Raw genomic sequence first — 26,771 nt, forward strand, 5'->3', positions numbered from 1 at the left:
TTTCCCGGCGGGGGCGCTCTGCCTTGCAGTGGTGGATCCAGGCGCGGCTGGTTCAGGCCCTGCTGACCCTCACCGGCAGGCCCTGGCGCACGCTGGCGCCGCTGATGGGCTCCAGCCAGGTACCGTCCACGTTGCGGGTCGGGTCCCGGAAGCCCAGGTCGTTGATGTTGATGCCGGCCCGCAGCCAGGGCATGTCCGGCTGGGACTCCCCGTCGATCACGTGGGGCGTGGCGCCCAGGTCCCGGTGGCCGTAGCCGTGCTCGATGCCCAGCGACCCCGGCATCACGCTCTCGCTGACCAGCGCCAGGCCCACCACGCTGCCGCCGGGGCTCTCGATGCGGATGGTGTCGCCGTGGCCGATGCCGAAGCGCTCGGCATCCTCACGATGCATCTGCACCGGGTTGTAGGGCTTGATCATGCGCAGCCGCTCGTTGCCGATGGCGTAGGAGTTCATCAGGTTGGATTTGAACGAGAAGGCCAGCAGCGGCCACTCCGCCTCGGTGAACACCTCGCGCATGGTCTGCTTGTTGGCCAGCAGCGGCAGGCTGTGGCCGGGCACACCGCGGTTGGGCCGGCCGGTCATGGTGTCGATGCTGGTGCCCACCACCTCGTTGTAGACGCACAGGGTGCGCCGCCAGGCGTTGGTCAGCCGCTCGCCGCGGAAGTGGTCGCTGGCGTCCTGAAAGCGCCCGCCGCGGGCGTAGAGGTAGGCCACCCGGCCGCGCTCATCGGCCTTGAGGGTGCGCTCGAGCCGCGGCAGCAGCGGGGCGATGCCGCCGTGGGCGATGTCGCTCTCGTCGGCCTCGGGCAGCGGCTCGTCCTGGAAGGCGATGTTGGCCGCGGCGCGCAGGTAGTAGTCCTCGGCGCGGTTGAGCGGGTGCAGCTTGCCGTCGGCGTCGGGGATCGCCTCGTCGCCGAAGCCGGAAAGGCCCAGGCGCCGGGCCACGGCGATGAAGAAGCTGTCCATGGAGACCGGCTCGCCCTCGGCGGTCTTCTGCTGGCGCGGCTCCACCACCGGCCAGCAGGCGGTGGTCAGCTTGCCCAGCGCGCCCTTCCAGGCGCCGGTGAAGCCCCACACCTCGTACATCACCGAGTCGGGCACGATGTAGTCGGCGTAGCGGTTGGTCTCGTTGATGAAGCCGTCCACCGCCACGAAGAGCCCCAGGCGCCTGGGGTCCTTGAGCTTGTCGGCGATCATCGCCTCGAGCCCGGCCTGGCCGTAGATGGGGTTGGCCATGCAGCCGATCACCGCCTTGATCGGGTAGGGGTAGCCGTCGAGTGCCGAGGGCAGGTGCTCGGTGAGGGTGGGCGGGGCGAAGGAGCGCCACGGCGCCCGGGCCGGGTAGGGGTTCTCGCCGGCCTCCACCTTGCGGCGGTACTCCGAGGACTTCTCGTAGGGGAAGCGCGAGCGGGAGAGGAAGACGCCCTGGGGGCCGCGCTTGCCGGGGAAGTCGGCCAGGTCGTAGCGCGGGCCGGCGCCGGTACCGCTGAAGGTACCGCCGCCCACGGCGCTGCCGCCCTTCATGTTGTGATTGCCGGCCAGCAGGTTGAGCATCTGCACGGCGAAGGCGGCGTAGAAGCCGTTGCCGGACATCATGCCGCCGTGGCAGTTGACCACGGCGCGGCGGCCGTGGCTGGCGTAACGCTCGGCCAGCGCGACGATGGTGGCCTCGGGGATGCCGCAGTGCTCGGCGTACTCGGCCAGCTCAAACTCGTGGGCCGACTCCCGCAGCAGGGTCATGCTGCTCTTCACCCGCACGGTGGCACTGTCGGCAAGCGTTACCTCGCGGTCGACGAAGAGCTCGGCGGCCATCGCCTCCTCGCCGTGAACGAGCTCGCCGTCGACCACCACCATGGGGGCGTCGGCGTCGCTTCCGGCCTCCGCCAGGCCCAGGTCGCTGGCGCGCAGGAAATGACCGCGGCGCGGGTGGTCCTCGGTGTCGATCACCAGGTGGGTGGCATTGGAGTGGGTGGCCTCGCCGGCGGCGTCCGCGGCGGCCTTGCCGGGCAGTGCCAGGAACGCCTTGGCATAGCCCTGGTTGTCGAGCAGCCAGCGGATGATGGCCATGGCGAAGGCGCTGTCGGTGCCGGGGCGGATCGGCACCCAGCGGTTGTGCTCGGCGGCGTGGGAGGTGGAGGCGTTCAGTGCCGGGTCCACCACCACGTACTCAAGGGTGCCGGCGGCTCGGGCCTGGGCGATCAGCCGGCCCTGGCGCTTGAAGGGGTTGCCGGCCTGGCTCGGCGCGCAGCCGATGTACATGATGAAGCGGGCGTTCTGGATGTCCGGCTTGACGTGGGCGTTGGCGCCCAGATCATTCATCACCGCGCCGGAGCCCATGCGGAAGGCCAGGCCGCAGTAGGCGCCGTGGTGGCCGTAGTTGCGGGTGGCGAAGGCGTTCAGCGTGAAGCGCTTGAGCAGGTCGGAGCGGCCGTAGTCGGTGGCCTCCATCACCATCAGCTGGTTGGCCCTGGGGCCGTACTCCGGGTTCTCCGGGTCGATCGGGGTGTCGTGGTCGTGGATGGCGCGCAGGCCGTCCACGTGGCCCTCGCCGAACAGGTCGCCGCCCTCGCAGATCTCCTCGATCAGCTGCTCGAAGGAGATCTTCTCCCAGCGGCGCTCGCCGCGCCCGCCCACGCGCTTGAGGCAGTGGTCGATGCGGAAGGGGCTCTCCAGCTGGCTCATCATGGCGTTGCCGCGGGCGCAGGCGGTGGAGCGGTTGACCTGGCCCTGGCCGCCGAAGGCGCTGACGTGGCGCAGCGCCTCGGCTACCGGGGTGCGCATGGGCAGGTGGTCGTCGGCGGAGAGCGGGTGGTAGGGGTTGCCGGAGACGCGCAGCACCCGGTCGCTCTTGTTGTCGACGCGCACCCGCACGCCGCACTGGGTGGTGCAGCCGTAGCAGATGGTGAAGGCGGTGCGCTGGTCCGGGTTGAGGGTCAGCTCGCCGGTGTCGAGATCGACCCGGTACTCCGGGGCCAGGGAGTTGCCGTGGATGCGGTCCTTCGGCTTCTCGCCGGCGCTGCCGGTGACGCCTTTGGCCATCCTGGCCAGGGGGTCGGAGTAGCCGGCGACGAAGGTGGCGGCACCGCCGGCGGCGACGGCGCCCTTGAGCAGGCGGCGGCGTGAGGTGTCGACGGGGGATTTAGCCATGGCTGGGCGCTCCTTCGGTGGTATGTGCAGCGCGCTTGGCGTCGGGCTGTGCGGTGCTGTCTGAGTTGTCTGAGCTGTCTGAGAGTGAGACGTCGGCGGCGCTGCCGCCCTGGCGCGCCTGGCGCCACGGGATCAGCAGGTCGATCACCAGCACGGCGGCGAGCCACAGGCCGAAGGTGCCGACGATGCCGAGGAGGCCGGAGGAGCCGGCGGGGATGCCGTAGTGGTGGAAGCCGGCGCTGTTGCGGGCCACGTGCTGCACGTCCATCAGCACCACCCAGCGGAACATCCAGCCCATGTGGATGGCCACCAGGCCCAGCACCCAGGCCCAGGCGTAGAGGGCCGGGCGGCGGGCGGCGGGGCGGGTGAGCAGGTAGAGCACCGCGCCGAACAGGGCCACCCCGGTCAGCCCACCCCAGAGGGCGGTGCTGCGCCAGGAGGGGCTCGCGCGCACCGAGTCGAGGGCCGCGGCCACCGAGCCGACGTTGGCGTTGATGCCGTCCAGGAACCAGCTGCCGGCGACGAGGCCGGCCACCACGCAGGCGCCCAGCAGCACCTTGAGCATCTGGCCGTTGCTGGCCGGGGCGCGCAGGCCGCTGACCCGGTTGAGCACCAGGATCAGGCCGGCCGCGGCGATAAAGCCGGTAGTGACCAGCATCGGCGGCAGCCAGACGGTGTTCCACAGCGGGCGCGCCTTGACGATGGCCAGCTCGGCGCCGGTGTAGAGCATGATGCCGGCGGAGAGCGCCAGGGTGGCGAGGCCCACCAGGACCAGCAGGGCGCGCGGGGTTGGAGCGTCACCGAACGACAGCAGGCGGGCCACCAGGCCTCGCAGGCCGGGTGCCTGGCGGTTGGCCTGCAGGGCGGGGCGCCAGGCCAGCCAGGCGAGCAGCAGCACGCCCACCACGTAGAGCGGCAGCAGCAGGCTGCCGATGGACATCCAGGAGCTGGAGGTGGCGTAGGCGTAGAAGTGCCAGAAGCGCAGCGGCTGGTGCAGGTCGGCGAGCAGCGCCACCGGCGCCACCAGGGTGGTGGTCAGGCAGGCCAGCATGGCCAGGCGAGCGCTGGGCAGCCAGCGCTGCCTGCCGAACACCAGCGCCGGGGCCGCCAGCCACAGGGTGGCCCAGGAGAGGGCGATCAGGAAGAAGTACTGCACCGCCCAGGGGTACCAGGCGATGGCGTAGCGGGGCGCGAGCAGCTCAATGGCCATGGAATTCATAACCCATCTCCTTGCCGTGGGGGTCGAGGACTTCCAGGGCCACCGGCTCGGCGAGCGGGCGCGTGATGAAGCGCTCGTCCATGCCGAGGTAGAAGACCTGGGGCAGGGTGTTCTTTTCGGGCTGCAGCACCATCAGCGCGTCCCGGTGCTCGGCGATCATGCGGCTGATCTGGCTCTCGGGGTCGCGCATGTCGCCGATGATCCGCGCGCCGCCCACGCAGCTCTCCACGCAGGCCGGCAGCAGGCCGGCTTCCAGGCGGTGGGCGCAGAAGGTGCACTTGTCGGCGGTCTGGGTCCTGTCGTTGATGAAGCGGGCGTCGTAGGGGCAGGCGTTGACGCAGTAGGCGCAGCCCACGCAGCGGTCGCTGTCCACCACCACGATGCCGTCCTGCTGCTGGTAGGTCGCCTGTACCGGGCAGACCGGCACGCAGGGCGGGTTCTCGCAGTGGTTGCACAGGCGCGGCAGCATGAAGGTGGCGAGCTCGCCGGTCTCCTGGTGCTCGACCTCGTACCGGGAGACGGTGGTGCGGAACTTGCCCAGGGGGGCGGCGTTCTCGATATGGCACGACACGGTGCAGGCCTGGCAGCCGATGCACTGGCGCAGGTCGATGAGCATGCCGTAGCGCTTGGTGGGGTCGCCTTCTCGGCGCGGCGGCTGGCTGTTGATGCCGGCGCTGGCAACGCTCGAGAGCGGTACCAGGGCGGCACCCGCGCTGAGGCGGGCCAGCTGGCCGAGAAGGGAGCGGCGAAGGGGGTCCATGGCGCCTCCGGTGGCCTTCGTGGATCCGGGCAGAACACGATCTGCCGAGGTGAAGTGGTGATACGGGGAGGCTACCTGCGACCAAGGTATGGCATCTTGATGTCGATCAAGAGATCGTTAGCATGCTTTTAATATTGCCTTAATGTTGGTCCGCAACTGGCTGTAATGCAGTGGAAAGTGGGGGGAAGGGGAGGAGCGCCATGCGCCGGTGCCGGGAGGCGAACGCGCGACGCCCCGCTGTCGGCGGGGCGTCGGGATGTGCCGGCGCGAGGACCAGCGCTAGTGCGTGGTGGCCTGCGGGTCGATGGAGCGATACAGCAGCTGCAGCTCGTCGAGTGAAAGGTGCTCGAGGCGGCCGGCCAGCAGGTCGCTGATCTTCTGCATCGGCAACCCGGCGCGGCGTGCGATCTCGCGGCTGCCGAGCTCCGACACGGCGATCAGCCGGGTGATGATGCGCATGAGGCGTGTACGTTGTTCCAGGTCCCTGACATCGAGGTCAGGGCTTCTTCGCGGGGGGTCGAGAAGGTCCGCGCTTTGGGTATGACGTGCAGTGCTCATGATGCTCCAGTGGGCGATTTCGACAAGCACACTATGGGGGCTCTTCGGCGATTTTGCCAGTGTGGATTCGTTGATGCCTTGGTGTCATGGGCAGGTTGACCCGAATTCGGCGGGGAGGCGGCCGAGCGTGCAGGATGGCGGGCGTACCGGGAGCCGCTTCGGACCGATGTGCGCAGCCTGCCGACCCTTCCGGGGCGGCGGGCGGTCGACCGGGCTGGCGAGGGCGAGCACGGGGAGATTGCAGAAAATATCTGAAAACGTAGAAATAGTGCCATTGGCCTCTCACGCTGCGACCGTGCTAGTTTTCCGTCAGGCGTTCAGCGCTTCCGAGCGCCATCGACAATCACACAACAACCTGGTTCCAGGACCGGAGGAGTTACATGAAAGCCTTCAAGTATGCCGTTGCCGCCTCGCTGATCGCCACGGCCCCCCTGGCCGCGGCCCAGCAACTCTCCATCGCCACCGGCGGGACCGGCGGTACCTACTACCCCTATGGCGGTGGCCTGGCCGAGTTGATCAACAACCACATCGAGGGCGCCAGCGCGGTGGCCGAGGTGACCGGCGCGTCCGTCGAGAACATGGGCCTGGTGTGGCGCGGCGATTCCGATGCTGCCCTGGCCCTGGCCGATACCGTCTACCAGGCCTACAGTGGCACCGGAGACTTCGAGGGTCGCCAGCTGGAGAACATTCGCGCCCTGGCTTCCATTTACCCCAACGCCGTGCAGCTGGTCACCCTGGCCGACTCCGACGTGCACACCCTGGAGGACCTCAGGGGCAAGCGTGTTTCCGTGGGCGCCCCGGGCAGCGGCACCGAGCTCAACGCCCGCGCCCTGCTCGAGGCCAACGGCATCAGCTACGATGACTTCACCCCCCAGCGGCTGAACTTCAACGAGACCGCCGATGCCATCCGCGACGGCGACATCGAGGCCGGCTTCTGGAGCGTGGGCCCGCCCACCAGCTCGATCCTCAACCTGGCCACCACCCGGGATATCCGCCTGATCGGCCTCTCCGACGAGGAGATCGCCAACGCCCGTGAGGCCGAACCGGTATTCGCCGCCTACAACCTGCGGGCCGGCCTCTACGAAGGCATGGACGAGGCGGTGCGGACCATCAGCATCCCCAACGTGCTGGCGGTGAGCAGCGAGATGGACGAGGAGATGGCCTACGAGATCACCCGCGTCCTCTTCGAGTACACCGACGAGCTGATCGCCATCCATCCGGCGGCCAACGATACCACCGTCGAGTTCAGCGTCGAATCGACCCCGATCGCCTTCCATCCGGGCGCACTGCGTTACTACGAGGAGGTGGGCGCCGAGGTCGCTGACCACCAGCGGCCGGAATGACCTTCCTCGCCGGGCACTGAGGATGAGTGCCACGATGACCCGCGAATGTCGCCGAGCCTTCGGGCCGGCGACTTTCTGTGCCCTGGCCCTGTTGCTGGTCGTCCTCCCGCTTGCCGCCGACACCCCGGGGCGACTGGAGGTGCGTGGCGACGACGGCCGCCTGATCGCCGCGCTGCCGATGCTCGAGGGGGAGGCCTGGTGCCTGGAGTGGAACCACTCCGTGGCCGGCTTCCCTGTGCTCGACTGCTATCGCCACCGCGACGGGCGCATGGTGCTGGAGCGCAGTCACCTGCCGGATTTCGCCGCCGGCCTCGACCATATCCCCGGCCGTGGCCGCCAGGTCTCCGACGGCGAGGGCGGCTACTGGATCGAGGAGATCGACGAGCCGGTGCCCGGCAACCGCTACCGCCTCCGGGTCGGATCCCCGGAGGTCAACCATCGACTGCTGCACGAGGGACGTCGGCTGAGCCTGAGCGATCAGGCCGCTGGCGAGCGGGTGACGATCCACCTGCAGACCCCGGCGACCACACCCTGACGAGACGTCCATGAGCGAATCCGCCAAGCCCTCTGTCACCGTGCCCGGTGGCAGTGCCATCCAGCCCCGGCCTGTCCTCTGGCTGATCACCCTGGTGGCCGTGGGGCTCTCCCTGTTCCAGCTCTATTCCGCCGGCATCCAGCCGCTGGGGCTCTTCTACCAGCGCAGCATCCACCTGATGCTGATCATGCTGCTGGCGTTCCTGATCTTCCCGGTGTTCGGCCCGAACCGTGACCGTGGCCTCCTGGGCTGGCTCATCGATGCCGTCTTCCTGGCCGGTGCGCTGCTCACCGGCGGCTACCTGGTGCTCTATCTCGACGAGATCATCAGCCGGGCCGGCTTCTGGAGCCAGACCGACATCGTCGTCGGCTGCATCGCCGTGGTGACCGTGCTGGAGGCCAGCCGTCGGGCGGTGGGCCTGGGCATGACCATCATCGGCGCCATCGGCATCCTCTATGCCTTCGCCGGACCGCGTGGCGAGCTGCCCTGGCTCGGCCAGTGGCTGCCGGGCATCCTCGAGCACCGCGGCTACAACATCGACCGCCTGGTGGGCCAGCTCTACCTGGGGCAGGAGGGCATCTTCGGCCTGCCGCTGGGCGTGGCGGCCACCTACATCTTCGTCTTCGTGCTGTTCGGTGCCTTCCTGGAGAGCACCGGTGCCGGCAAGTTCTTCATCGACATGGCCTATGCCGCCACCGGTCGCCAGCGCGGCGGTCCGGCCAAGGCGGCGGTGCTGGCCTCCGCCGGCATGGGCTCGATTTCCGGCAGTGCCATCGCCAACGTGGTGACCACCGGGGCCTTCACCATCCCGCTGATGAAGCGGCTGGGCTACAAGCCGCATCAGGCCGGCGGCATCGAGGCGGCGGCCTCCACCGGCGGCCAGATCATGCCGCCCCTGATGGGTGCCGGGGCCTTCCTGATCGCCGAGTACACCGGGGTTTCCTACCTCGAGGTGGTCAAGGTCAGCGTGCTGCCGGCGGTCATGTACTTCGCCACCGTCTATCTCTTCGTTCACATCATCGCCCTGAAGCAGGGCATGCAGGGCATGGCCAAGAGCGAGCTCCCCCAGATGCGCCAGGTGATGCGCGACGGCTGGCACTTCCTGCTGCCGCTGGGGGTGCTGGTCTACCTGCTGGTGATGCACATGTCACCGATGCGGGTGGGCTTCTATGCGGTGGTCACCATGGTCGTCGTGGCCGCGCTGCGCTATGCCGTCTGGTTCCTGTTCATCGCCCCGCAGCAGGGCCAGCCGGTGACCCTGGCCGGCACCGGCCGGGTGGTCTGGGCCGGCTTCGTCAAGCTGGTCGAGGGGCTCGAGCTCGGGGCGCGCAACGCCGTGGCGGTCTCCATGGCCTGTGCCGTGGCCGGCATCATCGTCGGGGTGGTGGGCCTCACCGGCCTGGGCCTGAAGTTCTCGGCGATGATGATGGCCTTCTCCGGCGGCAACATCGTGCTGGCGCTGATCATGGTGCTGCTGGCGAGCCTGGTGCTGGGCATGGGCCTGCCGGTCACCGCCAGCTATATCGTGCTGATCGTGCTGGTGGGCCCGGCGCTGACCGCCGAGTTCGGCATTCCGCTGCTGATCGCCCACCTGGTGGTGTTCTGGTACTCCCAGGACTCCAACGTCACGCCACCGATTGCGCTGGCCGGCTTCGCCGGGGCGGCGATCGCCGGCAGCAAGCCGATGGAGACCGGGGTGCAGGCGTGGAAGTTCGCCAAGGGGCTCTACCTGATCCCGGTCTTCATGGTCTTCAACCCGGAGATCATCATGGGTGGCCCCTGGCCGGTGCTGATCTGGAACGGGGTGATCGCGATACTGGCGCTGGGGGCCTTCGCCGCGGCACTGGAGGGGTATCTCTTCACGCGAATGTCGCTGTTGCCGCGGTTGGTCATCGTTCCGGCCATCGTGGGGGTGTTCTATCCTGACCTGATGATCGAGGTCGCCGGCGTCGCGGTGATGGCGCTGGCCATCGGCGGCAACTGGCTGGCCAGCCGGCGCGAGGCGGCAGGCTGATCGACTGCCCGGATGGTCAAGATGACGGGGGAGGGCCGCACGGCTAGAATGTGCGGCTTTCCTTCCCGCACGCAGGCAGTTGCCGAGGAGCATCCATGCAGTCTGAACAGTCGCCGAAGGTCGGCGTGATCATGGGGTCGAAGTCCGACTGGCCGGTCATGGAACACGCCGTGGCGATGCTCGAGCGCCTGGGCGTGGCCTGCGAGACCCGCGTGGTCTCGGCCCACCGCACCCCTGACCTGCTGTTCGACTATGCCAGGTCCGCCGCGGGGCGGGGCCTTTCGGTGATCGTGGCCGGTGCCGGCGGGGCGGCCCACCTGCCGGGCATGGTGGCCTCCCAGACCGCGCTGCCGGTGCTCGGCGTGCCGGTGGAGTCCAAGGCGCTCAAGGGCCTGGACTCGCTGCTCTCCATCGTGCAGATGCCCGGCGGCATCGCCGTGGGCACCCTGGCCATCGGCAAGGCCGGCGCCACCAATGCGGGCCTGCTGGCCGCCCAGATCGTCGGCCTGCAGGACGAGAAGGTGCGGGCCGCCGTGGAGGCCTTCCGCGCCGAGCAGACCCAGGCGGTGCTCGACCATCCTGATCCCCGGCCCGACCCGCGCCCCGACAGTGAGTGAGGAGAAGGTTATGGAAAAAGCCATGAATATCGGCGTCCTGGGAGCCGGCCAGCTCGGCCGCATGCTGGCCCTGGCCGGCTACCCCCTGGCCAACCGCTTCACCTTCCTCGACACCACGGGCCACCCCAGCGCGGGGATCGGTGATGTCATGGTGTACACGGACCAGCACCATCTTCTCGACGACTTCCTGGCCAGGGTCGACCTGGTCACCTACGAGTTCGAGCACCTGCCGGTGTCGCTGGTGCAGGCCATCGAGGAGGTCAGGCCGGTCTACCCCTCCAGCGAGGCGATCCGCGTCTGCCAGAACCGCGCCGAGGAGAAGGCGCTGTTCGATCGCCTGGGCATTCCCACCCCGGCCTATCGCCTGGTGGAGCATGCCGACGAGCTCGAGGCCGCGGCCCGCGAGCTGGGCTGCCCGGTGGTGGCCAAGTCGACTACCGAGGGTTACGACGGCAAGGGGCAGGCGGTGCTCCGCGACCCGGCCGAGGCCCACGACGCCTGGCGCTCGATCGGCCACCCACGGCTGATCGTCGAGGCCTTCGTCGACTTCGTGCGTGAGGTGTCGATCATCGCCGTGCGCGGCCGCGACGGCGAGGTGGTCTTCTACCCCATGGCCGAGAACCAGCACGTCGACGGCATCCTGCGCTACTCCATCGCGCCCCTGCCGGACCTGGACGACGCCGTGCAGCAGACCGCCGACGGCTATATCCGTGCGCTGCTTGACGAACTCGACTACGTGGGCGTGCTGACCCTGGAGCTCTTCCAGTGCGCCGACGGCAGCCTGCTGGCCAACGAGATGGCGCCCCGGGTGCACAACTCAGGCCACTGGACCCTGGACGGGGCGGTGACCAGCCAGTTCGAGAACCACCTGCGCGCCATCCAGGGCTTGCCGCTGGGCGATACCGCGGCGCGCCTGCCCACCTGCATGGTCAACGTGATCGGCCGCGAGGGCGATCCGGCGGCCATTCTCGCCCTCGATGACGCCCATCTGCACCGCTACGACAAGAGCGAGCGTCCCGGGCGCAAGCTGGCCCACGTCAACCTGGTGGCGCCGACCCATGAGGCGCTGATGGAGAAGGTGCGCGCCTGCGCGGCCCTGCTGCCCGACGCCCCGGCGCCGCGCTTCAGCTTCGAATAGCAGCACCGATGTGACGCCCGGGCCATGTGCTCGGACAAGCGGCCCCGCCAGATGGCGGGGCCGCTTGCGCTCGGGGGAGAGGTGAGCCGTCAGGCACCGATGATGCCGCCGTCCTCCCGGGTGATCACCAGGGTGGCCGAGCGGGGTATGGCGCTGCCGCCGTCCGGCCAGTGGCTGGCCGGCTCGCCCGCGGCGAAGGCCTCGGCCTCGGTGGTGGCGCCCGGGTGCTGGACGTTGACGAACATGGTGCGCCGGTCCGGGGTGGTCACCACGCCGGTGATCTCCTGGCCGATGGGGCCGGTGAGGAAGCGCCGGATCTCGCCGGTCTCGGGATTGGCGGCGAGCATCTGGTTGTTGCCGAACACCTCGAAGATGCCGGTATTCATGACCGATTCGCTGATGTCGGTCTGGATCCACACCCGGCGGTCGGCGTCGATCCACAGGCCGTCGGGGCTGGCGAAGATGGCGTCCCGGTCCAGCGGCTCGCCGGCCAGGTCGCGGCTGTCGTCGCCGTCCCCGGCCAGCACGAACAGGTCCCAGGCGAAGCGGGTGCCGGCGTGGCTGCCCTCCTCGTGCCAGCGGATGATATGCCCGAAGCTGTTGTCGGCGCGCGGGTTGGCGACGTGCTCGTCGCCGGCCTCGCGGCGGGTGTTGTTGGTCAGGGTGAAGTAGACCTGGCCGGTGACCGGGTCCACCGCGCCCCACTCGGGGCGGTCCATCCGGGTGGCGCCGGCGTGGTCGGCGGCGGCGCGGGTGTTGACCAGGATATCGGCCAGGTCCACGAAGCCGTTCTCCGGCGTGAGGCCGTTCTCGCCCGGGGCCAGGGCCAGCCACTCGCCGCTGCCGTCGTCATTGAACCGGGCGACGTACAGCGTGCCTTCATCCAGCAGCGAGCCGTCGGCGCTGGCGGCGTGGTAGGGGCGGGCGGAGACGAACTTGTAGATGTACTCGAACTGGGCGTCATCGCCGGAGTAGGCCACCACCGGCTGGCCCTCCACCGCGGGGGCGAAGATCACCCCCTCGTGAGCGAAGCGGCCCAGGTGGGTGCGCTTGACCGGGGTGGCGGCTGGGTCCATGGGGTCGATCTCCACCATCCAGCCGAAGGCGTGGGGCTCGTTGCGGTAGTCCTCGGCGGGGGAGGCGCCGCGGGTGCTGGCGTCGAAGCGCAGGTACTCGTCGGCGCCGCTCTGCGCCCGGTGCCACTGGTAGCGGCCGGTGTCGCGGGTGGTGATGCCGTAACGGGCCTGGCGGCGGTCGATCTCGGCGTCGCTGTTGGCGAAGTAGCCGGCCCAGTTCTCCTCGGCGGCCAGGTAGGTGTTCCAGGGGGTGACGCCGTGGGCGCAGTTGTTGAGGGTGCCGCGAGTCATGGTGCCGTCCGGGCTGTACTTGGTCACCACGTGCGCGGTGCCGGCCACGGGGCCGGCCAGGCGCATCGGCGTCAGGCCGGTGATGCGGCGATTGCGGGCATCCTCCACCACCTGCCACTGGCCGTTGTCATCCTCGCGGATGTGCACGACGGTGACGCCGTGGGCATTGAGCTCCTTGAGCACCTGGTCGTCGTCGCGGCTGCCGTCCTCGTTCTGCGGGAAGCCGCTGCGATCCAGCGCCAGCCCCGCCGCTGCCGCGTGCAGGAAGCGCGGCTCGATGTACTCGTGGTTCATCACCAGCAGGCCGTCGCGGGAGCTGCCCGCCAGCGGGAAGAAGTGCATGCCGTCGTGGTGGCTGCCTACCTGGTGGGCCTGCGCCTCGCCGCCGGCGTCCAGCGACCAGGCGGGCATGGTGCCGCTGATCGGCGTGCCCATGGGCAGGATGGTCCGCACCCGGTAGCCGTCCGGGACGACGACGCTGTCGGCGGCGCTGACCGGAATGGCCTTGAAGCCGAGACTCGGCGCCGGGGCGCTGGCGCCGGTGGCGGCGAAGGCGCTGCCGAAGGGCAGCTGGGTCGCCATGGCGCCGGCCACGGCGGCGGCGAGACTGCCGCGCAGCATCGCGCGGCGGCTGACGCGGGACTGCAGGATGTCGCCGAAGTAGTCGTTGCCGGAAGCGTTGCTCATGGGCTCGTCGCCGGCGGCGAGAACGGGGTCGACGTGGCCGGGGTGCTGTGTCATGGGACTCTCCAGTGGGACTGTCGGGGGGAACTCTGCAGGGAGAGGGTGACCGCGACACCTTACATCGCCATGTCGGAACGAGGGCGGTTCGATGACAGTGCCAGGGATGACGGCACCATGAACGGCAAGGGCCCCGCCGAAGCGGGGCCCTGGAGCGAGTGGCAGGCGCTCAGCCCCCGCCGGCGGAGGGCCGCTTGTGACGATGGCCGAACACCGCGCAGGCCAGGCCGATGACCACCATGATCGCCACCACCCAGCCGGGGCTGTAGAAGGTGGTGTAGACCTCCCAGCCGGTCAGTCCCAGGAGCGTGGAGAAGTGGGTGGGGGCCCCCACCAGGTGGCCGCCCAGGGTACCGGCACTGGCGAAGAACAGCCCGCCGAGCAGGGCGAGGATCACCAGTACCCAGCGGCGGGCACCGTCGAAGGCGGCCTCGCCGGCACGCCACACCAGCACGGTGAGCATGGTGAAGATGCCCAGCGACCAGAACGCCATCAGGATATGGTTGCGTGCCAGCGGACTGGCCAGGTTGGCGGCCAGCGGCCAGACCAGGAAGCCAGCGATGATGGCCGCCAGGGCCCCCAGCAGGCCGAGTACCAGCACGGGCAGCAGGGCGGCGCGGCTGAGCTCGGCCATCCTGCCGGGCAGCAGGGCGCCGACCAGGACCATCAGGGTGGCGAGTGCCCAGAACCCCAGCGGGAAGTGGACGAGCATATGGTGCATGCCGGTCATGAGCGGTCTCCTTGACGGTTCGGGCGGAAGTTGGGCAGCAGGCCGAGGGTCACCCCGAGCATGGCGAGCAGCCCGGCGAAGAGGGTCAGGCCCCACTGGCGGGTGATGGTGTCATTGAATTCCATCTCCACCCCGTAGAGGGCGAGCTGCTTCTCGCTGTGGCGGGCCCGTACCGGGGTGCCCTCGGCGATGTCCTCGGCACCGGCGTGAGCGCGGCTGATCAGTAGCGGCCAGTTCACCTGTCCGGGGTAGAAGAGGGTCACTTCCTTCCAGTCATCTGCCCACTCGGGGGTCCGGCCCTGGAAGGGGGTAGCCGTGAGATCGGCATCACGCCCCAGGCCCAGCGAGACGGGCAGCGAGACCTTGTGCCAGCGTCCCCCGGTGGCATTGCGGTGTACCGAGAAGGCCGCCGCATAAAGCCCCTGGTCGCGCAGGATCTTGTCGTCCAGCGGATTGCCGGTATCCAGGCGGCGGGAGAGGGTCACGTCCCAGAAGCCATCGTTCCAGCGCCCTTCGCCCTGCACGGTGATGTCGCCCCGGGAGCCTTCCGCCTGGCGGACAAGCCGGCGGGGGATGACGTCACCGTTCTGCCAGTCGTGGTCGGGATCAAAGTCGATCGCGGTGTCCTCCGCCAGGAAGTAGGGGCTGTCGAAGTCCACCCGGCCGGCCTCGATGTCCTCCCAGCGCAGGGCGGCCTGGCCCGCTTCTTCCGGATCGAGCATCCACAGTGGCTGGCCGGCATCGCCGTCCCAGTTGGTGGTGTAGGGGCTGCGTCCCGCGTCGCCGGAGCGTTCCGCGCCGACCCACTGGTCGTCGGAAAGGTTCAGTGGGTTGGAGCGATGGCCGCGCCAGTGCCAGAGATCGAGGAAGTAACCGGCCTCCCGCTGAGCCTCGAGGGTCTCCGGCGCCTGACGACTGGCCCAGTCGCTCAGGTCGATGCGGGTCCCCGGCAGCGACTTGGTGACTTCTTCCGGGGCCTCGTCGGTGAAGCCAGCGGCCCCGGCCCCGATGGTCATGTAGCCACCATAGCGGGCGAAGTCCGGTACGCTGCCGTCATCGAGCATCATCGCGACGCGATCCTCGTGGAGGCCATACGGGTTGGGCCCCGGCATTCCGCTGCCCTCTCGCACCCAGTCGCCATCCTCGTGGACCAGCACGTCGTGAAGGAGATGCGGGTGTTCGGCAGGCCAGCGGTAGCGGAAGAAGATGTGTGAATCGTTGTAGGCGGCCTGGACCTGGAACGGCATGGTCAGCTCATCGGGAATCGAGATGTTGCGCTCGAGATCGTTCTCGATCACCCCGGTGCCCTGGGTGACCCAGGCCAGCCCCAGGGCAACCGGCAGCCCGAAGACCAGCCAGGGGCCAGCGCCCTTGTCGTGACTTGCCATGTGAACTCCTGCTGCGGATGTGTAAGGTAATGTTGCCATTGGTCAGTATGGATCAGTTTCCTGGTTCTCGCCTGATCTGGATCAAGCCAGGTGTGACGACTTGCCGCGTCAGTTGATCCTGGCGGCCGATGGACAACAATGAAGACGCGGGCAGGGAAGGGGGAAATAGATGCGACGTGACCTGAAGCCTGGCGATATCGCCCTGGTGGTGGCCTTGCTGCTGCCGCTGCTGGTGGCGCTGCCGCGACTGGGCTGGCCGGGCGGTGCGGGGGCAGGTGTCTGGCTGGGCTGGATCGGGCGTACCACGGGGATCCTGGGGCTGGCCATGATGTTGCTGGCGGCGGCGGTGAGCATCCGCCTGCCGGGCACGGATCGCTGGTTCGGTGGCCTGGCCCGGCTCTGGCGGCTCCACCACTGGCTGGGCTTCCTGGCCTTCATCCTGGTGATGGCGCATGCCCTGGCGCTGGGGCTGGCGGCGGTGCCGGCCTCCCTGGATGCCGCGGTGGCGACCCTCTTTCCACCGCTTTCCCACGGGGCGGTCTGGCTCGGCTGGCTGGCCTGGGCGGCACTGGTGGTGTTCCTGGCGCCCACCTTCGACTTCTTCGGCCAGCCCCACTACCAGCGCTGGAAGCGCCTGCACCTGGTGTCGGCGGTAGCGCTGCTGCTGGGGCTCTGGCACGGCCTGCTGCTGGCCGGGGAGACGGCTCTCTGGTGGCTGCTGGGTATCGCCGGGCTCGGTGCCATCGTCTGGCGCAAGCTGGTGTCGCCCCGGGTGGCGCGGTACCCCTACCGTGTCGAGGCGGTGGAGACCCTGGCCCGGGGGGTGGTGGAACTGGTGCTGAGGCCCGAGGGCAGGGCGCTCGCCCACGAGGCAGGCCAGTTCGTCTACCTCTCGCCCCTGGACGAGACCCTGACCGCCGGCCGGGGCGAGGAGCACCCCTATACCATCGCCTCGGGGCCCGACGATGACTTCCTGCGCATCGGCATCAAGGACCTGGGCGATGCCAGCCATGCCCTGCAGGCGGTGACGCCCGGCTCCCGGGTCCTGATCGAGGGCCCCTACGGCGAGTTCTATGGCCGGCGCTTCCCCGAGCGAGACCAGCTGTGGATCGGCGGCGGCATCGGCATCACCCCCTTCGTCAGCGGCGCCCGCGACATCGTCGAGCGCGGGCAGGCCGAGGGGCGCGTCCACCTGTTCTATCTCGCCAATCGCCCGGATCGCGCCTACTACCGGGATGAACTCGACGAGATCGCCGAGCGGGTCGAGGGGTTCACCTTCACGCAGCACTACTCCCGTGACCAGGGCCGGTTGACCGAGGCCTTCCTGCGCGAGCACTGCCCCGACTTCACCGAGCGGGAGATCTACGTCTGTGGTCCTCCCGCCATGAATGCCCATCTGCGACGGCTGCTGGCCGACCAGGGGGTGCCACGTGCACGCATCCACAGCGAGGTCTTCGATTTCCTATGACTATTCACAAGGTTGCCTACTCGGCCTTCGTCGCCTTCCTCGCCAGCCTGCTGACACTGCTGTCGATCAATGCGCTCTCGTCCGACGAGGCCCGTGACGTGGCGGACGGCGAGCGCCGGATCACCCTGGACGAGCTGGCCGAGCACGACACGGCCGAGCACTGCTGGAAGGCCATTCACGGGAAGGTCTACGACATCACCGACTATGTTCCCGACCATCCCACTCCCGAGGCGGTGATCCTCGCCTGGTGCGGCCGCGAGGCCACCGAGGCCTGGGAGAACAAGCGCCCCGGCGTGCCCCACAGCCCCGGGGCCGAGGCGCGGCTGGCACCCTACCTGATCGGCACGCTGGTCGATGCCGACGGCGATGAGTTCGCTACCGAGGCGGCCGTGGCCTCGGCCGGGGAGGCGCCGGCCACCGCCGATGCGGAGCCGCTGTCGCCCGCCGCGGACGAACGCCTGCACCGGGCGCTGCTGGGCCTGCCCCTGGATGGCCACTATCGTGGCGTCTTCATCGATCGCGGGGTGATCCAGGTGAACATCACCTTCGATCTGCGCGACGGCCACTTCACCCGCCTGGAATACCGCCATCTGGCCTACCGGAACCAGGACTACCAGGTCCTGGAGGAGGGCGACGACCTCTATCCGGTACTGGTGCAGTACCGGCAGATTCTCGAACGCCTGGAAGGCCAGCCGGTGAGCGCCATCTTTGCCCTCCATGAGCCCGAGCGGGTGGTGGACGATGTCGACGGCTTCACCGGTGCCACCCTGCGCGGGGCCAAGGTGATCTCGGCGATCCGCGATGCCCTGAATCGAGGTGTCTACGCCTGGCCCTGACCCGTGTCGGGCGGGATGACTCGCCAAGGCAAGCAATATGCGGTAATGATGATGGACCCACAACGATAATCACGGCAGGGAATTCCCGCATGCCCAACCCATCCAGGCCTGCCGACATGAGCGGCGAACACCGCGCCGCTGCCTCGGCTGGCGAGCGTGCCCACCTGCGGGTCGGTGAGCAGGTCCACATGCTCTACGAGCGCCTCTGGCAGCCGATTGTCGCCAGTGTGCTGGCTGCCGTGCTGCTGGTGGCGGCCATGTGGCCGGTGATGCCGGTCGACCTGCTGCTGGGCTGGCTGGGGGCCGTGCTGGTGGTATCCGGGGTGCGCCTCTGGCTGGCCCGGCAGTTCCAGGGGCTGCCGGACTGGCGGCGCCGCCAGCGGCGCTGGCTGTGGCGTTTCGTCCTGGGGACCGTGGTGGCCGGCGCCGTGTGGGGAGGCGCCGGCCTGGTGATGTTCACCATGGAGCACCACGGGCAGCTGGCCGCACTGACCATCGTGCTGGCCGGCATCACCGCCGGTGGCGTCACCACCCTCTCGGCGGTCTGGTGGGTGGCCCCGGCCTTCGTGCTGCCGGCCCTGCTGCCGCTGCTGGTGCAGTTCCTGCTGCAGGGGACCCCCCTCGCCTGGTTGCTGGGGCTCATGGTGGTGCTGTTCCTGGTCCTGGTGATGGTGATCAGCAATCGCCTGAATCGTTTCATTACCGACAACATCGACCTGCGCCTGGCCATGAGCTCCCGGGAGTCACAGCTGCGCGAGAGCGAGAGCCGCTATCGCACCATCTTCCGCCATACCCCGCTGGGGGTGATGCACTTCGACCGCCATGGCCGGGTGCTCGACTGCAATGCCCGCTGCCTGGCGATCCTCGGCATCCGCCGCTCCCGCCTGCTGGGGCTCAACCTGCTGGAGCAGGTGGAGGACCCGCGTGTCGTGCGCGCGGTGAGTGATGCCCTGGAGAACGGCTCGGGAACCTTCGAGGGCGAGTACCGTGCGGTGATGAGCGGCAAGACCACGCCGCTGCGTGCCTTCTACAACGCCCTGCGCGGGGCAGACGGCGAGGTGACCGGTGGCGTGGCGATCATCGAGGACTTCACCGAACGCAAGCAGGCCGAGGCGACCATCCACCGGCAGGCCTACTTCGATCCTCTCACCGAGCTGCCCAATCGGCGCCAGCTGATCGAGTCACTGGAGACGGTCATCGCCGACCGGCGCGATTCCCACGGGCAGGGGCTGGTGCTCTTCCTCGATCTCGACCGCTTCAAGATGATCAATGACTCCCTGGGGCATGCGGTGGGCGACGAGCTGCTGCGACAGGTGGCTGCCAGGCTCGAGGCGTGCCTGGAGAAGGACGACATGGCGGCACGGCTCAGCGGCGACGAGTTCGTGGTGCTGGTGCCTCGGCTCGATGGCGGGGATGAGCCCACTCTGCGGGGGCGGGCCGAGGCGCGCGCCGCCGACCTGCTGGCCGCGCTGCGTCGCCCCTTCGACCTGATGGGACGGCGGATCAGCATCACCCCCAGCATCGGCTACACGCTCTTTCCCTACGCCGAGGAGGAGGTGGGCGACGTGCTGCGTCACGCCGACACCGCCATGTACCAGGCCAAGGCCCGGGGACGGGCGCGGGTCTGCCGCTTCGAGCCGTCCATGCAGGCACGGGTGGCCTGGCGGCTGGAGATGGAGCAGTCGCTGCGCGGTGCCCTGGTGGCGGGCGAGCTCGAGCTGTACTTCCAGCCCCAGCTGGACGCGGGGGGCTTCCTGGTCGGGGTCGAGGCGCTGATGCGCTGGACCCATCCCGTCAGGGGTGTCGTCTCGCCGGAGGTGTTCATCGGCATCGCCGAGGAGAGCGACCTGATCATCGAACTGGAGACCTGGATGCTCGACGCCTGCTGTGCCCTGCTGGCCCGGCAGCCGGTGGAGCAGCTGCCACGGCTCTCGGTGAACATCAGCGTCCGACACTTCTCCCAGCCGGAGTTCGTCGAGACCCTGACGCGACTGCTCGATGCCCACCGGGTCGACCCGGGGCGGATGACCGTGGAGCTCACCGAGAGCATCATGATCGACGGCCTCGATGCCGCCGCCGAGCGCATGCATGCCCTCAAGGCGCTGGGCACGCGTATCTCGCTGGACGACTTCGGCACCGGCTTCTCGTCGCTCGGCTACCTGAAGCGGTTGCCGCTGGACGAGCTCAAGATCGACCGCAGCTTCGTCAGCGACATCGAGACCGATGCCAACGATGCCGCCATCGTCGAGACGGTACTGGCCATGGCCCGTCACCTGAAACTGACGGTGGTGGCCGAGGGGGTGGAGAACGCCGCCCAGCTCGGCTTCCTGGCGGAACGGGGCTGCCGCTGTTTCCAGGGCTTCCTCTTCCATCGCCCGATGCCCGCGTCGGCACTGGAGCAGCTGCTGGCCGAGCGGGGGGACCTCTCGCCGACCGGCTGAGTCAGCCCATGGCGCCACTCGCCCAGAGCCACAGCGCGATCAGCGTGAAGTGTCCCGGGTACCAGGTGAGCCATAGCCGGCGTGGCATGGCAGCCGGCACCCGGGGCGCCAGGCAGTGGGCCCCGGCGGCGAGCCAGAGCACCACCAGGCAGGTGGCCACGGTGAACGACTTGGCCATGTCGGAGCTGTTCATCAGCCCGGCCACCACCAGTACCGGTGCCGCCAGGGCCGCTGCCGCCAGGCGTCCGGAGACGGTGTCGCCGGCCTGGTGAAGGGCGTGCACGGCCAGCATGAACAGCGGGATCAGCAGCAGGCCGCGGTGGCCGTATTCGACCCAGTCGCCGAGCAGCTGCCAGAGGACCAGCGAGGCGAGGGTCGCGAGCAGGAGCCAGTGGGCCCCCAGCTCGCCCCGGCGGTGACGGGTGAGCAGGTCACGCAGCCAGGCGCCCCAGGCCAGGCCTGCGGCCAGGGTGAAGCAGACGTTGAGGACGAAGGCATCCGAGGCCCGGGGCATGAGCATGTAGGGCAGCTGGGCGATCAGGCCGATCACCAGGATGCGCCGGGCGTAGCGCAGGGGGTTGCGGGTGTTGAAGTGCCCGTGCCAGGCGACCATGGCGGCGAACAGCGGGAAGGCGATGCGCCCGATCGATGAACCGGCCCAGTCGAGCTCCCAGCCTGCGGGGACCACGTAGCGGGTCAGGTGGTCGATGGTCATGGTGGCGAGTGCCAGCCACTGTCCCCAGCCGGTCCAGGTGGAGGAGGGGCGGCCGGCAGGGGCGGCAACGGCCTGGACAGTCATCGTGACCTCCATGTGGTGATGACGGTGTTGGCAATGGAGACTATGGACCGGACGGCAGGGAATCGAGTTCCCCGCCGTCGGTCCGGGCGCGTGGGAGGAGGGTGATGCGAAGCGGCTTCGGTTTCGATCTGCGCAGCATGGAGATCTTCGTCGAGACGCTCGAGCAGGGCAGTCAGAGTGCCGCCGCGAGGCGGCTCGGACTCAAGCAGTCCTCGGTCTCCCAGTGCCTGGCCAACCTGGAGCATGCCCTGGGGGTCGCCCTGTTCAAGCGCCACAGCCGGCCGCTGGAACCCACCAGTGCCGGCCGGCTGTTCCACGACCGGGCCAGGCGGATGCTCGAGGAGGCGCGGGCCACCCGGCGCGAGCTGATATCGGGGGGGCTGGGCCGGCTCCACCAGGTGCGGATGGCGCTGGTGGACTCGCTCGCCACCGCCGTGGGCAAGCCGCTGGTCGAGGTGATCAAGCGCCACACCGGCGACTACACCCTGACCACCGGGCTCTCCCACATGCACGGCCATGCGCTGCTGACGCGCCATGTGGATATCATCATTTCCGATGACCGGCTGGAGAACTACGACGGCCTGGAGCGTCATCCGGTACTGGGCGAGCCCTTCGTGATGGTGGTGCCCGAGGGCTTCGTCGGCCCCCTCGACAACCTTCGCTGGCTGGCGCGGCAGCTCGACTTCGTGCGCTATACCCCCCAGTCGCTGATCGGCCAGAGCATCGAGCGTCACCTGCGCCTCAACCGGCTGGAGCTGCCGGCACGGCTGCATCTCGACAACACCTTCGCCCTGCTGCGCCTGGTCGGTGCCGGGGTGGGCTGGACCATCACCACCCCGCTCTGCCTCTACCAGGCGGGCCTCTCCAGCCTGGGCGTGAGGGTGGCACGCTTGCCCACCGAACCGCTGAGCCGGCAACTGACCCTGGTGGCCCGGCGCGATGAGCTCGGCGGCCTGCCCGCCCGGCTGGCCGGAGACAGCCGTCAATTGCTGCGGCGACACTTCCTGGCGGAGATCACCGACGCCCTGCCATGGCTGGCCGAGCAGATCCATCTCGGTGACTGAGCCGGCATGACTATCGATTTCATCGATAGTCATGCCGTCACCGATACCGATGCTCCTTGCGGATTCCTCCCGGCGCTGTCCAGACTCCAGTCACCTTTCGTTACCTGTGCCGGGAACCGCAGACGATGCCGAGAGCCATAACGCGCTACGTATTCTGGGTGGATGTCTTCAACCGCCGGGTGGGGCGGGTGGTCATGCTGCTGATCTTCGTGATGATCGGCCTGCTGCTGTTTGCCTCCGTGTCGCGCACCCTGTTCAATCGTCCGCTGATCTGGGGCATCGAGGTCTCCCAGTTCCTGATGGCGTCCTACTACCTGCTGGGTGGCGCCTACTCCATGCAGATGAGCGCCCACGTGCGCATGGACCTCTTCTATTCGCGCTGGTCGGATCGTACCCGTGCCATCGTCGATGCCGTGACCGTGGTGCTGCTGTTCGTCTTCCTCGGGGCCCTGCTGGCCGGCGGGATCTCCAGCACCAGCTATGCGATCCAGTATGGCGAGACCAGCTACACCTCCTGGTCGCCGCCGCTGGCGCCGATCAAGATCATCATGACGATCGGCATCCTGATGATGCTGCTGCAGAGCCTCTCGACCTTCTTCAAGGATGTGGCCAGGGCACTGGGGGAGGAGCTGGAATGACCCACCAGACCATCGCCCTGCTGATGTTCTCGAGCATGATGCTGCTGCTGCTCACCGGGCAGCGGGTGTTCGGCGTCATCGGCTTCGTCGGGGCGGCCTCGGCCCTGCTGCTGTGGGGACAGGGCGGCGTGGAGATGCCCTTCAACGCGGCGATCCAGCTGATGAACTGGTATCCGCTGCTGACCCTGCCGCTGTTCATCTTCATGGGTTACATGCTCTCGGAGTCGGGCATCGCCGGCGAGCTCTACGAGATGTTCCACGTCTGGATGGGGTCGCTGAAAGGTGGCCTGGCCGTGGGGACCATCGGCCTGATGGTGGTCGTCTCGGCGATGAACGGGTTGAGCGTGGCGGGCATGGCCATCGGTGCCACCATCGCCCTGCCGGAACTGCTGCGCCGCGGCTACGACAAGATCATGGTCACCGGGGTGATCCAGGCGGGCAGCTCGCTGGGGATCCTGGTGCCACCCAGCGTCGTGCTGGTGCTCTACGGCATGATCGCCCGCCAGCCGGTCAGCCAGCTGTGGCTTGCGGGGGCCATCCCCGGGCTGATCCTGGCGGCCCTGTTCGTCGTCTACATCGTCATCCGCTGCCGGCTGCAACCCCACCTGGGCCCGGCGCTGCCTGCCGAGGAACGCCAGCAGCTCGGCCTGGGCGAGAAGCTCAGGCTGCTGCGCGCCGGCATCCTGCCGCTGCTGATCTTCTTTTCCATGACCGGGCTCTTCCTGATGGGGGTGACCAGCCTGGTGGAGAGCTCGGCGGTGGGTGCGCTGGCGGCGACGCTGGCGGCGCTGGCCAAGCGTCGCCTGAACTGGACGGTGATGGAGAACACCCTGCGCAAGACGCTGGGCATCAGTTGCATGTTCATGTGGATCATTCTTGCCGCCCTCTGCTTCGGGGCGGTGTTCGACGGCCTGGGGGCGGTACGTGCCATCGAGAGCATCTTCCTCGACCGTATCGGCATGAGCCCCTGGCAGATACTGGTGATGATGCAGCTCTCCTACATCCTGCTCGGCATGTTCCTCGACGACACCGCCATGCTGGTGATCGTGGCGCCGCTCTACGTGCCGCTGGTGATCAGCCTGGGCTTCGATCCGATCTGGTACGGGGTGCTCTACACCATCACCGTGCAGATCGCCTACATGACCCCGCCGTTCGGCTACAACCTCTTCCTCATGCGCGCCATGGCACCGCCCGAGATATCGCTGGGTGATATCTACCGCAGCGTCTGGCCCTTCGTGGGGATCATGCTGGTGGGGCTGGCACTGATCACCGCCTTCCCGCAGCTGGCACTCTGGTTGCCGGAGCTGTATCGCGGCTACTGAGCGAACGAGGCGCCCGACCGCCTCAAGGAGGTGAAGCACTCGACCCGAAACGCCCGTTTCTTGCCGAACAACAAGCACAACCGCAGGAGAAGAGACCATGACCAACCGTCGCGATTTTCTCAGGAAGGCCGGGGTGGCGACTGCCGCCACGGTCGGGGCCGCCACCGTCGGCGCTCCCTATGTGCATGCCCAGTCCAGCCCCATCCGCTGGCGGCTGCAGACCTATGCCGGGCCGGCCCTGGCCGAGCACGTCATCAAGCCCTCCATCGAGGCCTTCAACAGGGCGGCCAACGGGGAGATGGAGATCGAGCTCTACTATGCCGACCAGCTGGTCCCCACCGGGGAGCTGTTCCGGGCGATGCAGCGTGGCACCATCGATGCCGTGCAGAGTGACGACGACTCCATCAATGCGCCGGTGGATGTCTCGGTGTTCGGCGGTTACTTTCCCTTCGCTTCGCGCTACAGCCTCGACGTGCCGGCACTGTTCCACCACTACGGCCTCAAGGAGATCTGGGAGGAGGCCTACGGCGAGATCGACGGCGTCACCTGGCTGGGCTCGGGCTCCTGGGACCCCTGCAACTTCGTGACCCGCGAACCGATCCGCAGCATCGCCGATCTCGAAGGCAAGCGTGTCTTCACCTTCCCCACCGCGGGGCGCTTCCTCAGCCGTTTCGGCGTGGTGCCGGTGACCCTGCCCTGGGAGGACATCGAGGTGGCCATGCAGACCCGCGAGCTCGACGGCATCGCCTGGGCCGGCATCACCGAGGCCTACACCGTGGGCTGGGCCGACGTCAGCAACTACTACCTGACCAACAACATCTCCGGCGCCTGGTCGGGGTCCTACTTCGCCAACACCGAGCGCTGGGAAGAGCTGCCCGAGCATCTCAAGACGCTGTTCAGGCTGTGCATGGACAGTTCCCACTACTATCGCCAGCACTGGTACTGGTGGGGCGAGGCCCACTATCGCACCACCGGGGGCAAGCTGGAGCTGACCTCGATACCCGAGGAGGAGTGGCAGACCCTCGAGGACGAGGCGCTGGCGTTCTGGGACGAGGTCGCCGCGGAGAGCGAGCGCAGCGCCAAGCTGGTGCAGATCCTCAAGGACTATCGCCAGACCATGCAGCAGGCCGGCCCTCCCTATCGCTACGGCTGAGCCGGGTGACGGGGCGGGGCAACACCCCGCCCCGCGGGTGCCGCCGGCAGGGCGGCGGGAAACGACGAGCAGGCCGGAGGGAGAGGGGCCATGAGCCGACTGCAGGCAAGAGAGATCGAGAGTGTCGAGGACGCCCGACGCATCGTTGAGCAGCGCGGGCTGAGTCATGTGAAGGTCGGCATGTACGACATCGACGGCGTGATGCTCGGCAAGTACATGAGGCGCGAGAAGTTCTTCGCCTCGCTGGAGAAGGGGTTCCAGTTCTGTGACGTGGTGCTGGGCTGGGACAGCAAGGACGAGCTCTACGACAACGTGCACTACACCGGCTGGCACACCGGCTACCCCGATGCCCCGCTGCGCATCGTGCCGGAGAGCTGCCGCGAGGTGCCCGCCGAGGGCGACATGCTGCTGTTCCTGGCCGAGTTCGAGGGCGCCGCCGAGGCGATCTGCCCGCGGGGGGTGCTGCGCCGGATACTCCAGCGGGCGGCCGGGATGGGCTTCAGGGCCCACGGCGCCCTGGAGTACGAGTTCTTCCTCTTCGACGAGACCCCGGACTCGATACGCGAGAAGGGGTTTCGCAACCTCAAGCCCTTCACCCCCGACATGATGGGCTACTCGATGCTGCGCAGCTCGGTGCATGCCGAGCTCTACCACGAGCTGCTGGCGCTGGCCGAGGCCATGGACTTCCCCATCGAGGGGCTGCACACCGAGACCGGCCCCGGGGTGCTGGAGGTCGCCATCGCCGTGGACGAGGCACTGGCCGCCGCCGACAAGGGGGCCCTGTTCAAGACCTTCACCAAGGTCTGGGCCCAGCGCCGGGGCCTGATGGCCACCTTCATGGCCAAGTGGTCACCGGACTACCCCGGCCAGAGCGGTCATATCCACCTGTCGTTGACCCATGCCGAGAGCGGCGAGTCGGCCTTCTTCGATGCCGCGGCGGGCCACTGCATGAGCGATCTGCAGCGTCACTTCGTGGCCGGCCAGCAGCAGCTGATGCCCGAGCTGCTGGCGATGCTGGCACCGACCGTCAACAGTTACACCCGGTTGATCCCCGGTTTCTGGGCACCCACCGATGCCACCTGGGGGGTGGAGAATCGCACCACGGCGCTGCGCGTCATTCCCGGGAGCGCCACGTCGCAACGCGTCGAGTACCGGCTGGGCAGCGCCGATGCCAACCCCTACCTGGCCATGGCTGCGGCCATCGGCTCGGGGCTGTACGGCATCGAGCATCGCCTGGAGCCCGATGAGCCGATCACCGGCAATGCCTACGACCAGTCGCACCCGTCCCACCAGTCGCTTCCGAGGACCCTGTGGGAGGCGGCGCAGCGACTGCGTGGCTCCCGGGCGGCCCGCGAGCTGTTCGGCGACGACTTCGTCGAGCATTTCGCCGCCACCCGCGAGTGGGAGGAGCGCCAGTTTCGTCGCCATATCACGGATTGGGAGTTGGATCGCTATTTCGAAATCATCTGAGCGCCGACCTGTCGCCGGATCG

Annotated in this window: 21 protein-coding genes; 13 read left to right on the forward strand and 8 right to left on the reverse strand. The window is 68.6% G+C overall.

The window, feature by feature from the left end:
- Positions 1-52: 52 nt before the first annotated feature.
- The 4 genes from ACOMD9_RS05090 to ACOMD9_RS05105 all read right to left on the reverse strand — a co-directional run bounded on the left by ACOMD9_RS05090 (position 53) and on the right by ACOMD9_RS05105 (position 5,685).
- Positions 53-3,148, reverse strand: a complete 3,096-nt coding sequence (locus tag ACOMD9_RS05090; protein WP_421412504.1) for a molybdopterin dinucleotide binding domain-containing protein — start codon at positions 3,146-3,148, stop codon at positions 53-55.
- Complete coding sequence (nrfD, locus tag ACOMD9_RS05095; RefSeq protein ID WP_421412505.1) at positions 3,141-4,367, reverse strand: NrfD/PsrC family molybdoenzyme membrane anchor subunit; 1,227 nt, start codon at positions 4,365-4,367, stop codon at positions 3,141-3,143. Before nrfD ends, ACOMD9_RS05090 begins: the two co-directional genes overlap by 8 nt.
- The gene (gene dsrO, locus ACOMD9_RS05100) at positions 4,348-5,127 is read right to left on the reverse strand and encodes a sulfate reduction electron transfer complex DsrMKJOP subunit DsrO (protein ID WP_421412507.1); all 780 of its coding nucleotides are present in this window, start codon (positions 5,125-5,127) and stop codon (positions 4,348-4,350) included. The genes nrfD and dsrO overlap by 20 nt, the downstream gene beginning before the upstream one ends.
- Before the next feature lie 279 nt (positions 5,128-5,406).
- Positions 5,407-5,685 carry an XRE family transcriptional regulator gene (locus ACOMD9_RS05105; protein WP_421412509.1) on the reverse strand — a complete coding sequence of 93 codons (279 nt, stop codon included), beginning with the start codon at positions 5,683-5,685 and terminating at the stop codon, positions 5,407-5,409.
- A 380-nt stretch (positions 5,686-6,065) separates the two neighbouring features.
- On the opposite strand from ACOMD9_RS05105, the gene ACOMD9_RS05110 reads away from it, so the two are divergent.
- The 5 genes from ACOMD9_RS05110 to ACOMD9_RS05130 all read left to right on the forward strand — a co-directional run bounded on the left by ACOMD9_RS05110 (position 6,066) and on the right by ACOMD9_RS05130 (position 11,332).
- A complete protein-coding gene (locus tag ACOMD9_RS05110; RefSeq protein WP_421412510.1) occupies positions 6,066-7,028 on the forward strand; it encodes a TAXI family TRAP transporter solute-binding subunit in 963 nt (320 codons plus the stop codon).
- A 34-nt stretch (positions 7,029-7,062) separates the two neighbouring features.
- Positions 7,063-7,563 carry a DUF1850 domain-containing protein gene (locus tag ACOMD9_RS05115; protein ID WP_421412512.1) on the forward strand — a complete coding sequence of 167 codons (501 nt, stop codon included), beginning with the start codon at positions 7,063-7,065 and terminating at the stop codon, positions 7,561-7,563.
- Positions 7,564-7,573: 10 nt separating this feature from the next.
- A complete protein-coding gene (locus ACOMD9_RS05120; RefSeq protein WP_421412514.1) occupies positions 7,574-9,577 on the forward strand; it encodes a TRAP transporter permease in 2,004 nt (667 codons plus the stop codon).
- Between the two features lie 95 nt (positions 9,578-9,672).
- A complete protein-coding gene (purE, locus tag ACOMD9_RS05125) occupies positions 9,673-10,194 on the forward strand; it encodes a 5-(carboxyamino)imidazole ribonucleotide mutase (RefSeq protein ID WP_421412516.1) in 522 nt (173 codons plus the stop codon).
- Between the two features lie 22 nt (positions 10,195-10,216).
- Complete coding sequence (locus ACOMD9_RS05130; protein ID WP_421412670.1) at positions 10,217-11,332, forward strand: 5-(carboxyamino)imidazole ribonucleotide synthase; 1,116 nt, start codon at positions 10,217-10,219, stop codon at positions 11,330-11,332.
- Between the two features lie 89 nt (positions 11,333-11,421).
- On the opposite strand, the gene ACOMD9_RS05135 is transcribed toward ACOMD9_RS05130, so the two are convergent.
- The 3 genes from ACOMD9_RS05135 to ACOMD9_RS05145 form a co-directional block, all read right to left on the reverse strand.
- Entirely contained in the window at positions 11,422-13,440 is a 2,019-nt protein-coding gene (locus tag ACOMD9_RS05135; RefSeq protein WP_421412517.1) for a PhoX family protein, read from the reverse strand.
- 169 nt (positions 13,441-13,609) lie between these two features.
- Positions 13,610-14,170, reverse strand: coding sequence for a DUF2231 domain-containing protein (locus tag ACOMD9_RS05140; protein WP_421412519.1), 561 nt, complete (start codon positions 14,168-14,170; stop codon positions 13,610-13,612).
- A complete protein-coding gene (locus ACOMD9_RS05145) occupies positions 14,167-15,558 on the reverse strand; it encodes an ethylbenzene dehydrogenase-related protein (RefSeq protein ID WP_421412520.1) in 1,392 nt (463 codons plus the stop codon). Before ACOMD9_RS05145 ends, ACOMD9_RS05140 begins: the two co-directional genes overlap by 4 nt.
- A 169-nt stretch (positions 15,559-15,727) precedes the next feature.
- Between ACOMD9_RS05145 and ACOMD9_RS05150 the strand changes: the two genes are divergently transcribed.
- The 3 genes from ACOMD9_RS05150 to ACOMD9_RS05160 all read left to right on the forward strand — a co-directional run bounded on the left by ACOMD9_RS05150 (position 15,728) and on the right by ACOMD9_RS05160 (position 20,303).
- Positions 15,728-17,026, forward strand: coding sequence for a ferredoxin reductase family protein (locus ACOMD9_RS05150; protein ID WP_421412521.1), 1,299 nt, complete (start codon positions 15,728-15,730; stop codon positions 17,024-17,026).
- Positions 17,023-17,862 carry a cytochrome b5 domain-containing protein gene (locus ACOMD9_RS05155; RefSeq protein ID WP_421412523.1) on the forward strand — a complete coding sequence of 280 codons (840 nt, stop codon included), beginning with the start codon at positions 17,023-17,025 and terminating at the stop codon, positions 17,860-17,862. The genes ACOMD9_RS05150 and ACOMD9_RS05155 overlap by 4 nt, the downstream gene beginning before the upstream one ends.
- An 89-nt stretch (positions 17,863-17,951) precedes the next feature.
- The gene (locus tag ACOMD9_RS05160) at positions 17,952-20,303 is read left to right on the forward strand and encodes a putative bifunctional diguanylate cyclase/phosphodiesterase (protein WP_421412525.1); all 2,352 of its coding nucleotides are present in this window, start codon (positions 17,952-17,954) and stop codon (positions 20,301-20,303) included.
- Position 20,304: 1 nt separating this feature from the next.
- On the opposite strand, the gene ACOMD9_RS05165 is transcribed toward ACOMD9_RS05160, so the two are convergent.
- Positions 20,305-21,102: a TraX family protein gene (locus ACOMD9_RS05165; protein WP_421412527.1), complete on the reverse strand. Its 798-nt coding sequence runs from the start codon at positions 21,100-21,102 to the stop codon at positions 20,305-20,307.
- Between the two features lie 104 nt (positions 21,103-21,206).
- On the opposite strand from ACOMD9_RS05165, the gene ACOMD9_RS05170 reads away from it, so the two are divergent.
- The 5 genes from ACOMD9_RS05170 (at position 21,207) to ACOMD9_RS05190 (ending at position 26,749) form a co-directional block, all read left to right on the forward strand.
- On the forward strand, positions 21,207-22,166 hold the full coding sequence (locus ACOMD9_RS05170) for a LysR family transcriptional regulator (RefSeq protein ID WP_421412528.1): 960 nt from the start codon (positions 21,207-21,209) through the stop codon (positions 22,164-22,166).
- Positions 22,167-22,291: 125 nt separating this feature from the next.
- A complete protein-coding gene (locus tag ACOMD9_RS05175) occupies positions 22,292-22,804 on the forward strand; it encodes a TRAP transporter small permease subunit (RefSeq protein ID WP_421412529.1) in 513 nt (170 codons plus the stop codon).
- On the forward strand, positions 22,801-24,126 hold the full coding sequence (locus ACOMD9_RS05180; RefSeq protein ID WP_421412531.1) for a TRAP transporter large permease: 1,326 nt from the start codon (positions 22,801-22,803) through the stop codon (positions 24,124-24,126). The genes ACOMD9_RS05175 and ACOMD9_RS05180 overlap by 4 nt, the downstream gene beginning before the upstream one ends.
- A 97-nt stretch (positions 24,127-24,223) precedes the next feature.
- Positions 24,224-25,279, forward strand: a complete 1,056-nt coding sequence (locus ACOMD9_RS05185; RefSeq protein ID WP_421412532.1) for a TRAP transporter substrate-binding protein — start codon at positions 24,224-24,226, stop codon at positions 25,277-25,279.
- A gap of 90 nt (positions 25,280-25,369) precedes the next feature.
- On the forward strand, positions 25,370-26,749 hold the full coding sequence (locus ACOMD9_RS05190; protein ID WP_421412533.1) for a glutamine synthetase family protein: 1,380 nt from the start codon (positions 25,370-25,372) through the stop codon (positions 26,747-26,749).
- The last annotated feature ends 22 nt before the right edge of the window (positions 26,750-26,771 follow it).

It is taken from the genome of Halomonas terrestris (assembly GCF_049166755.1).
Lineage (GTDB): Bacteria > Pseudomonadota > Gammaproteobacteria > Pseudomonadales > Halomonadaceae > Halomonas.

What these genes read in the sequence shown, in the direction of transcription:
- ACOMD9_RS05135 (WP_421412517.1), bottom strand. Translation starts at nt 13,440, where the DNA reads ATGACACAGCACCCCGGCCACGTCGACCCCGTTCTCGCCGCCGGCGAC.
- purE (WP_421412516.1), top strand. Translation starts at nt 9,673, where the DNA reads ATGCAGTCTGAACAGTCGCCGAAGGTCGGCGTGATCATGGGGTCGAAG.
- ACOMD9_RS05155 (WP_421412523.1), top strand. Translation starts at nt 17,023, where the DNA reads ATGACTATTCACAAGGTTGCCTACTCGGCCTTCGTCGCCTTCCTCGCC.
- ACOMD9_RS05150 (WP_421412521.1), top strand. Translation starts at nt 15,728, where the DNA reads ATGCGACGTGACCTGAAGCCTGGCGATATCGCCCTGGTGGTGGCCTTG.
- ACOMD9_RS05160 (WP_421412525.1), top strand. Translation starts at nt 17,952, where the DNA reads ATGCCCAACCCATCCAGGCCTGCCGACATGAGCGGCGAACACCGCGCC.
- ACOMD9_RS05105 (WP_421412509.1), bottom strand. Translation starts at nt 5,685, where the DNA reads ATGAGCACTGCACGTCATACCCAAAGCGCGGACCTTCTCGACCCCCCG.
- ACOMD9_RS05185 (WP_421412532.1), top strand. Translation starts at nt 24,224, where the DNA reads ATGACCAACCGTCGCGATTTTCTCAGGAAGGCCGGGGTGGCGACTGCC.
- dsrO (WP_421412507.1), bottom strand. Translation starts at nt 5,127, where the DNA reads ATGGACCCCCTTCGCCGCTCCCTTCTCGGCCAGCTGGCCCGCCTCAGC.
- ACOMD9_RS05145 (WP_421412520.1), bottom strand. Translation starts at nt 15,558, where the DNA reads ATGGCAAGTCACGACAAGGGCGCTGGCCCCTGGCTGGTCTTCGGGCTG.
- ACOMD9_RS05170 (WP_421412528.1), top strand. Translation starts at nt 21,207, where the DNA reads ATGCGAAGCGGCTTCGGTTTCGATCTGCGCAGCATGGAGATCTTCGTC.
- ACOMD9_RS05180 (WP_421412531.1), top strand. Translation starts at nt 22,801, where the DNA reads ATGACCCACCAGACCATCGCCCTGCTGATGTTCTCGAGCATGATGCTG.
- ACOMD9_RS05110 (WP_421412510.1), top strand. Translation starts at nt 6,066, where the DNA reads ATGAAAGCCTTCAAGTATGCCGTTGCCGCCTCGCTGATCGCCACGGCC.
- ACOMD9_RS05165 (WP_421412527.1), bottom strand. Translation starts at nt 21,102, where the DNA reads ATGACTGTCCAGGCCGTTGCCGCCCCTGCCGGCCGCCCCTCCTCCACC.
- ACOMD9_RS05120 (WP_421412514.1), top strand. Translation starts at nt 7,574, where the DNA reads ATGAGCGAATCCGCCAAGCCCTCTGTCACCGTGCCCGGTGGCAGTGCC.
- ACOMD9_RS05090 (WP_421412504.1), bottom strand. Translation starts at nt 3,148, where the DNA reads ATGGCTAAATCCCCCGTCGACACCTCACGCCGCCGCCTGCTCAAGGGC.
- ACOMD9_RS05130 (WP_421412670.1), top strand. Translation starts at nt 10,217, where the DNA reads ATGAATATCGGCGTCCTGGGAGCCGGCCAGCTCGGCCGCATGCTGGCC.
- ACOMD9_RS05115 (WP_421412512.1), top strand. Translation starts at nt 7,063, where the DNA reads ATGACCCGCGAATGTCGCCGAGCCTTCGGGCCGGCGACTTTCTGTGCC.
- ACOMD9_RS05190 (WP_421412533.1), top strand. Translation starts at nt 25,370, where the DNA reads ATGAGCCGACTGCAGGCAAGAGAGATCGAGAGTGTCGAGGACGCCCGA.
- nrfD (WP_421412505.1), bottom strand. Translation starts at nt 4,367, where the DNA reads ATGAATTCCATGGCCATTGAGCTGCTCGCGCCCCGCTACGCCATCGCC.
- ACOMD9_RS05175 (WP_421412529.1), top strand. Translation starts at nt 22,292, where the DNA reads ATGCCGAGAGCCATAACGCGCTACGTATTCTGGGTGGATGTCTTCAAC.
- ACOMD9_RS05140 (WP_421412519.1), bottom strand. Translation starts at nt 14,170, where the DNA reads ATGACCGGCATGCACCATATGCTCGTCCACTTCCCGCTGGGGTTCTGG.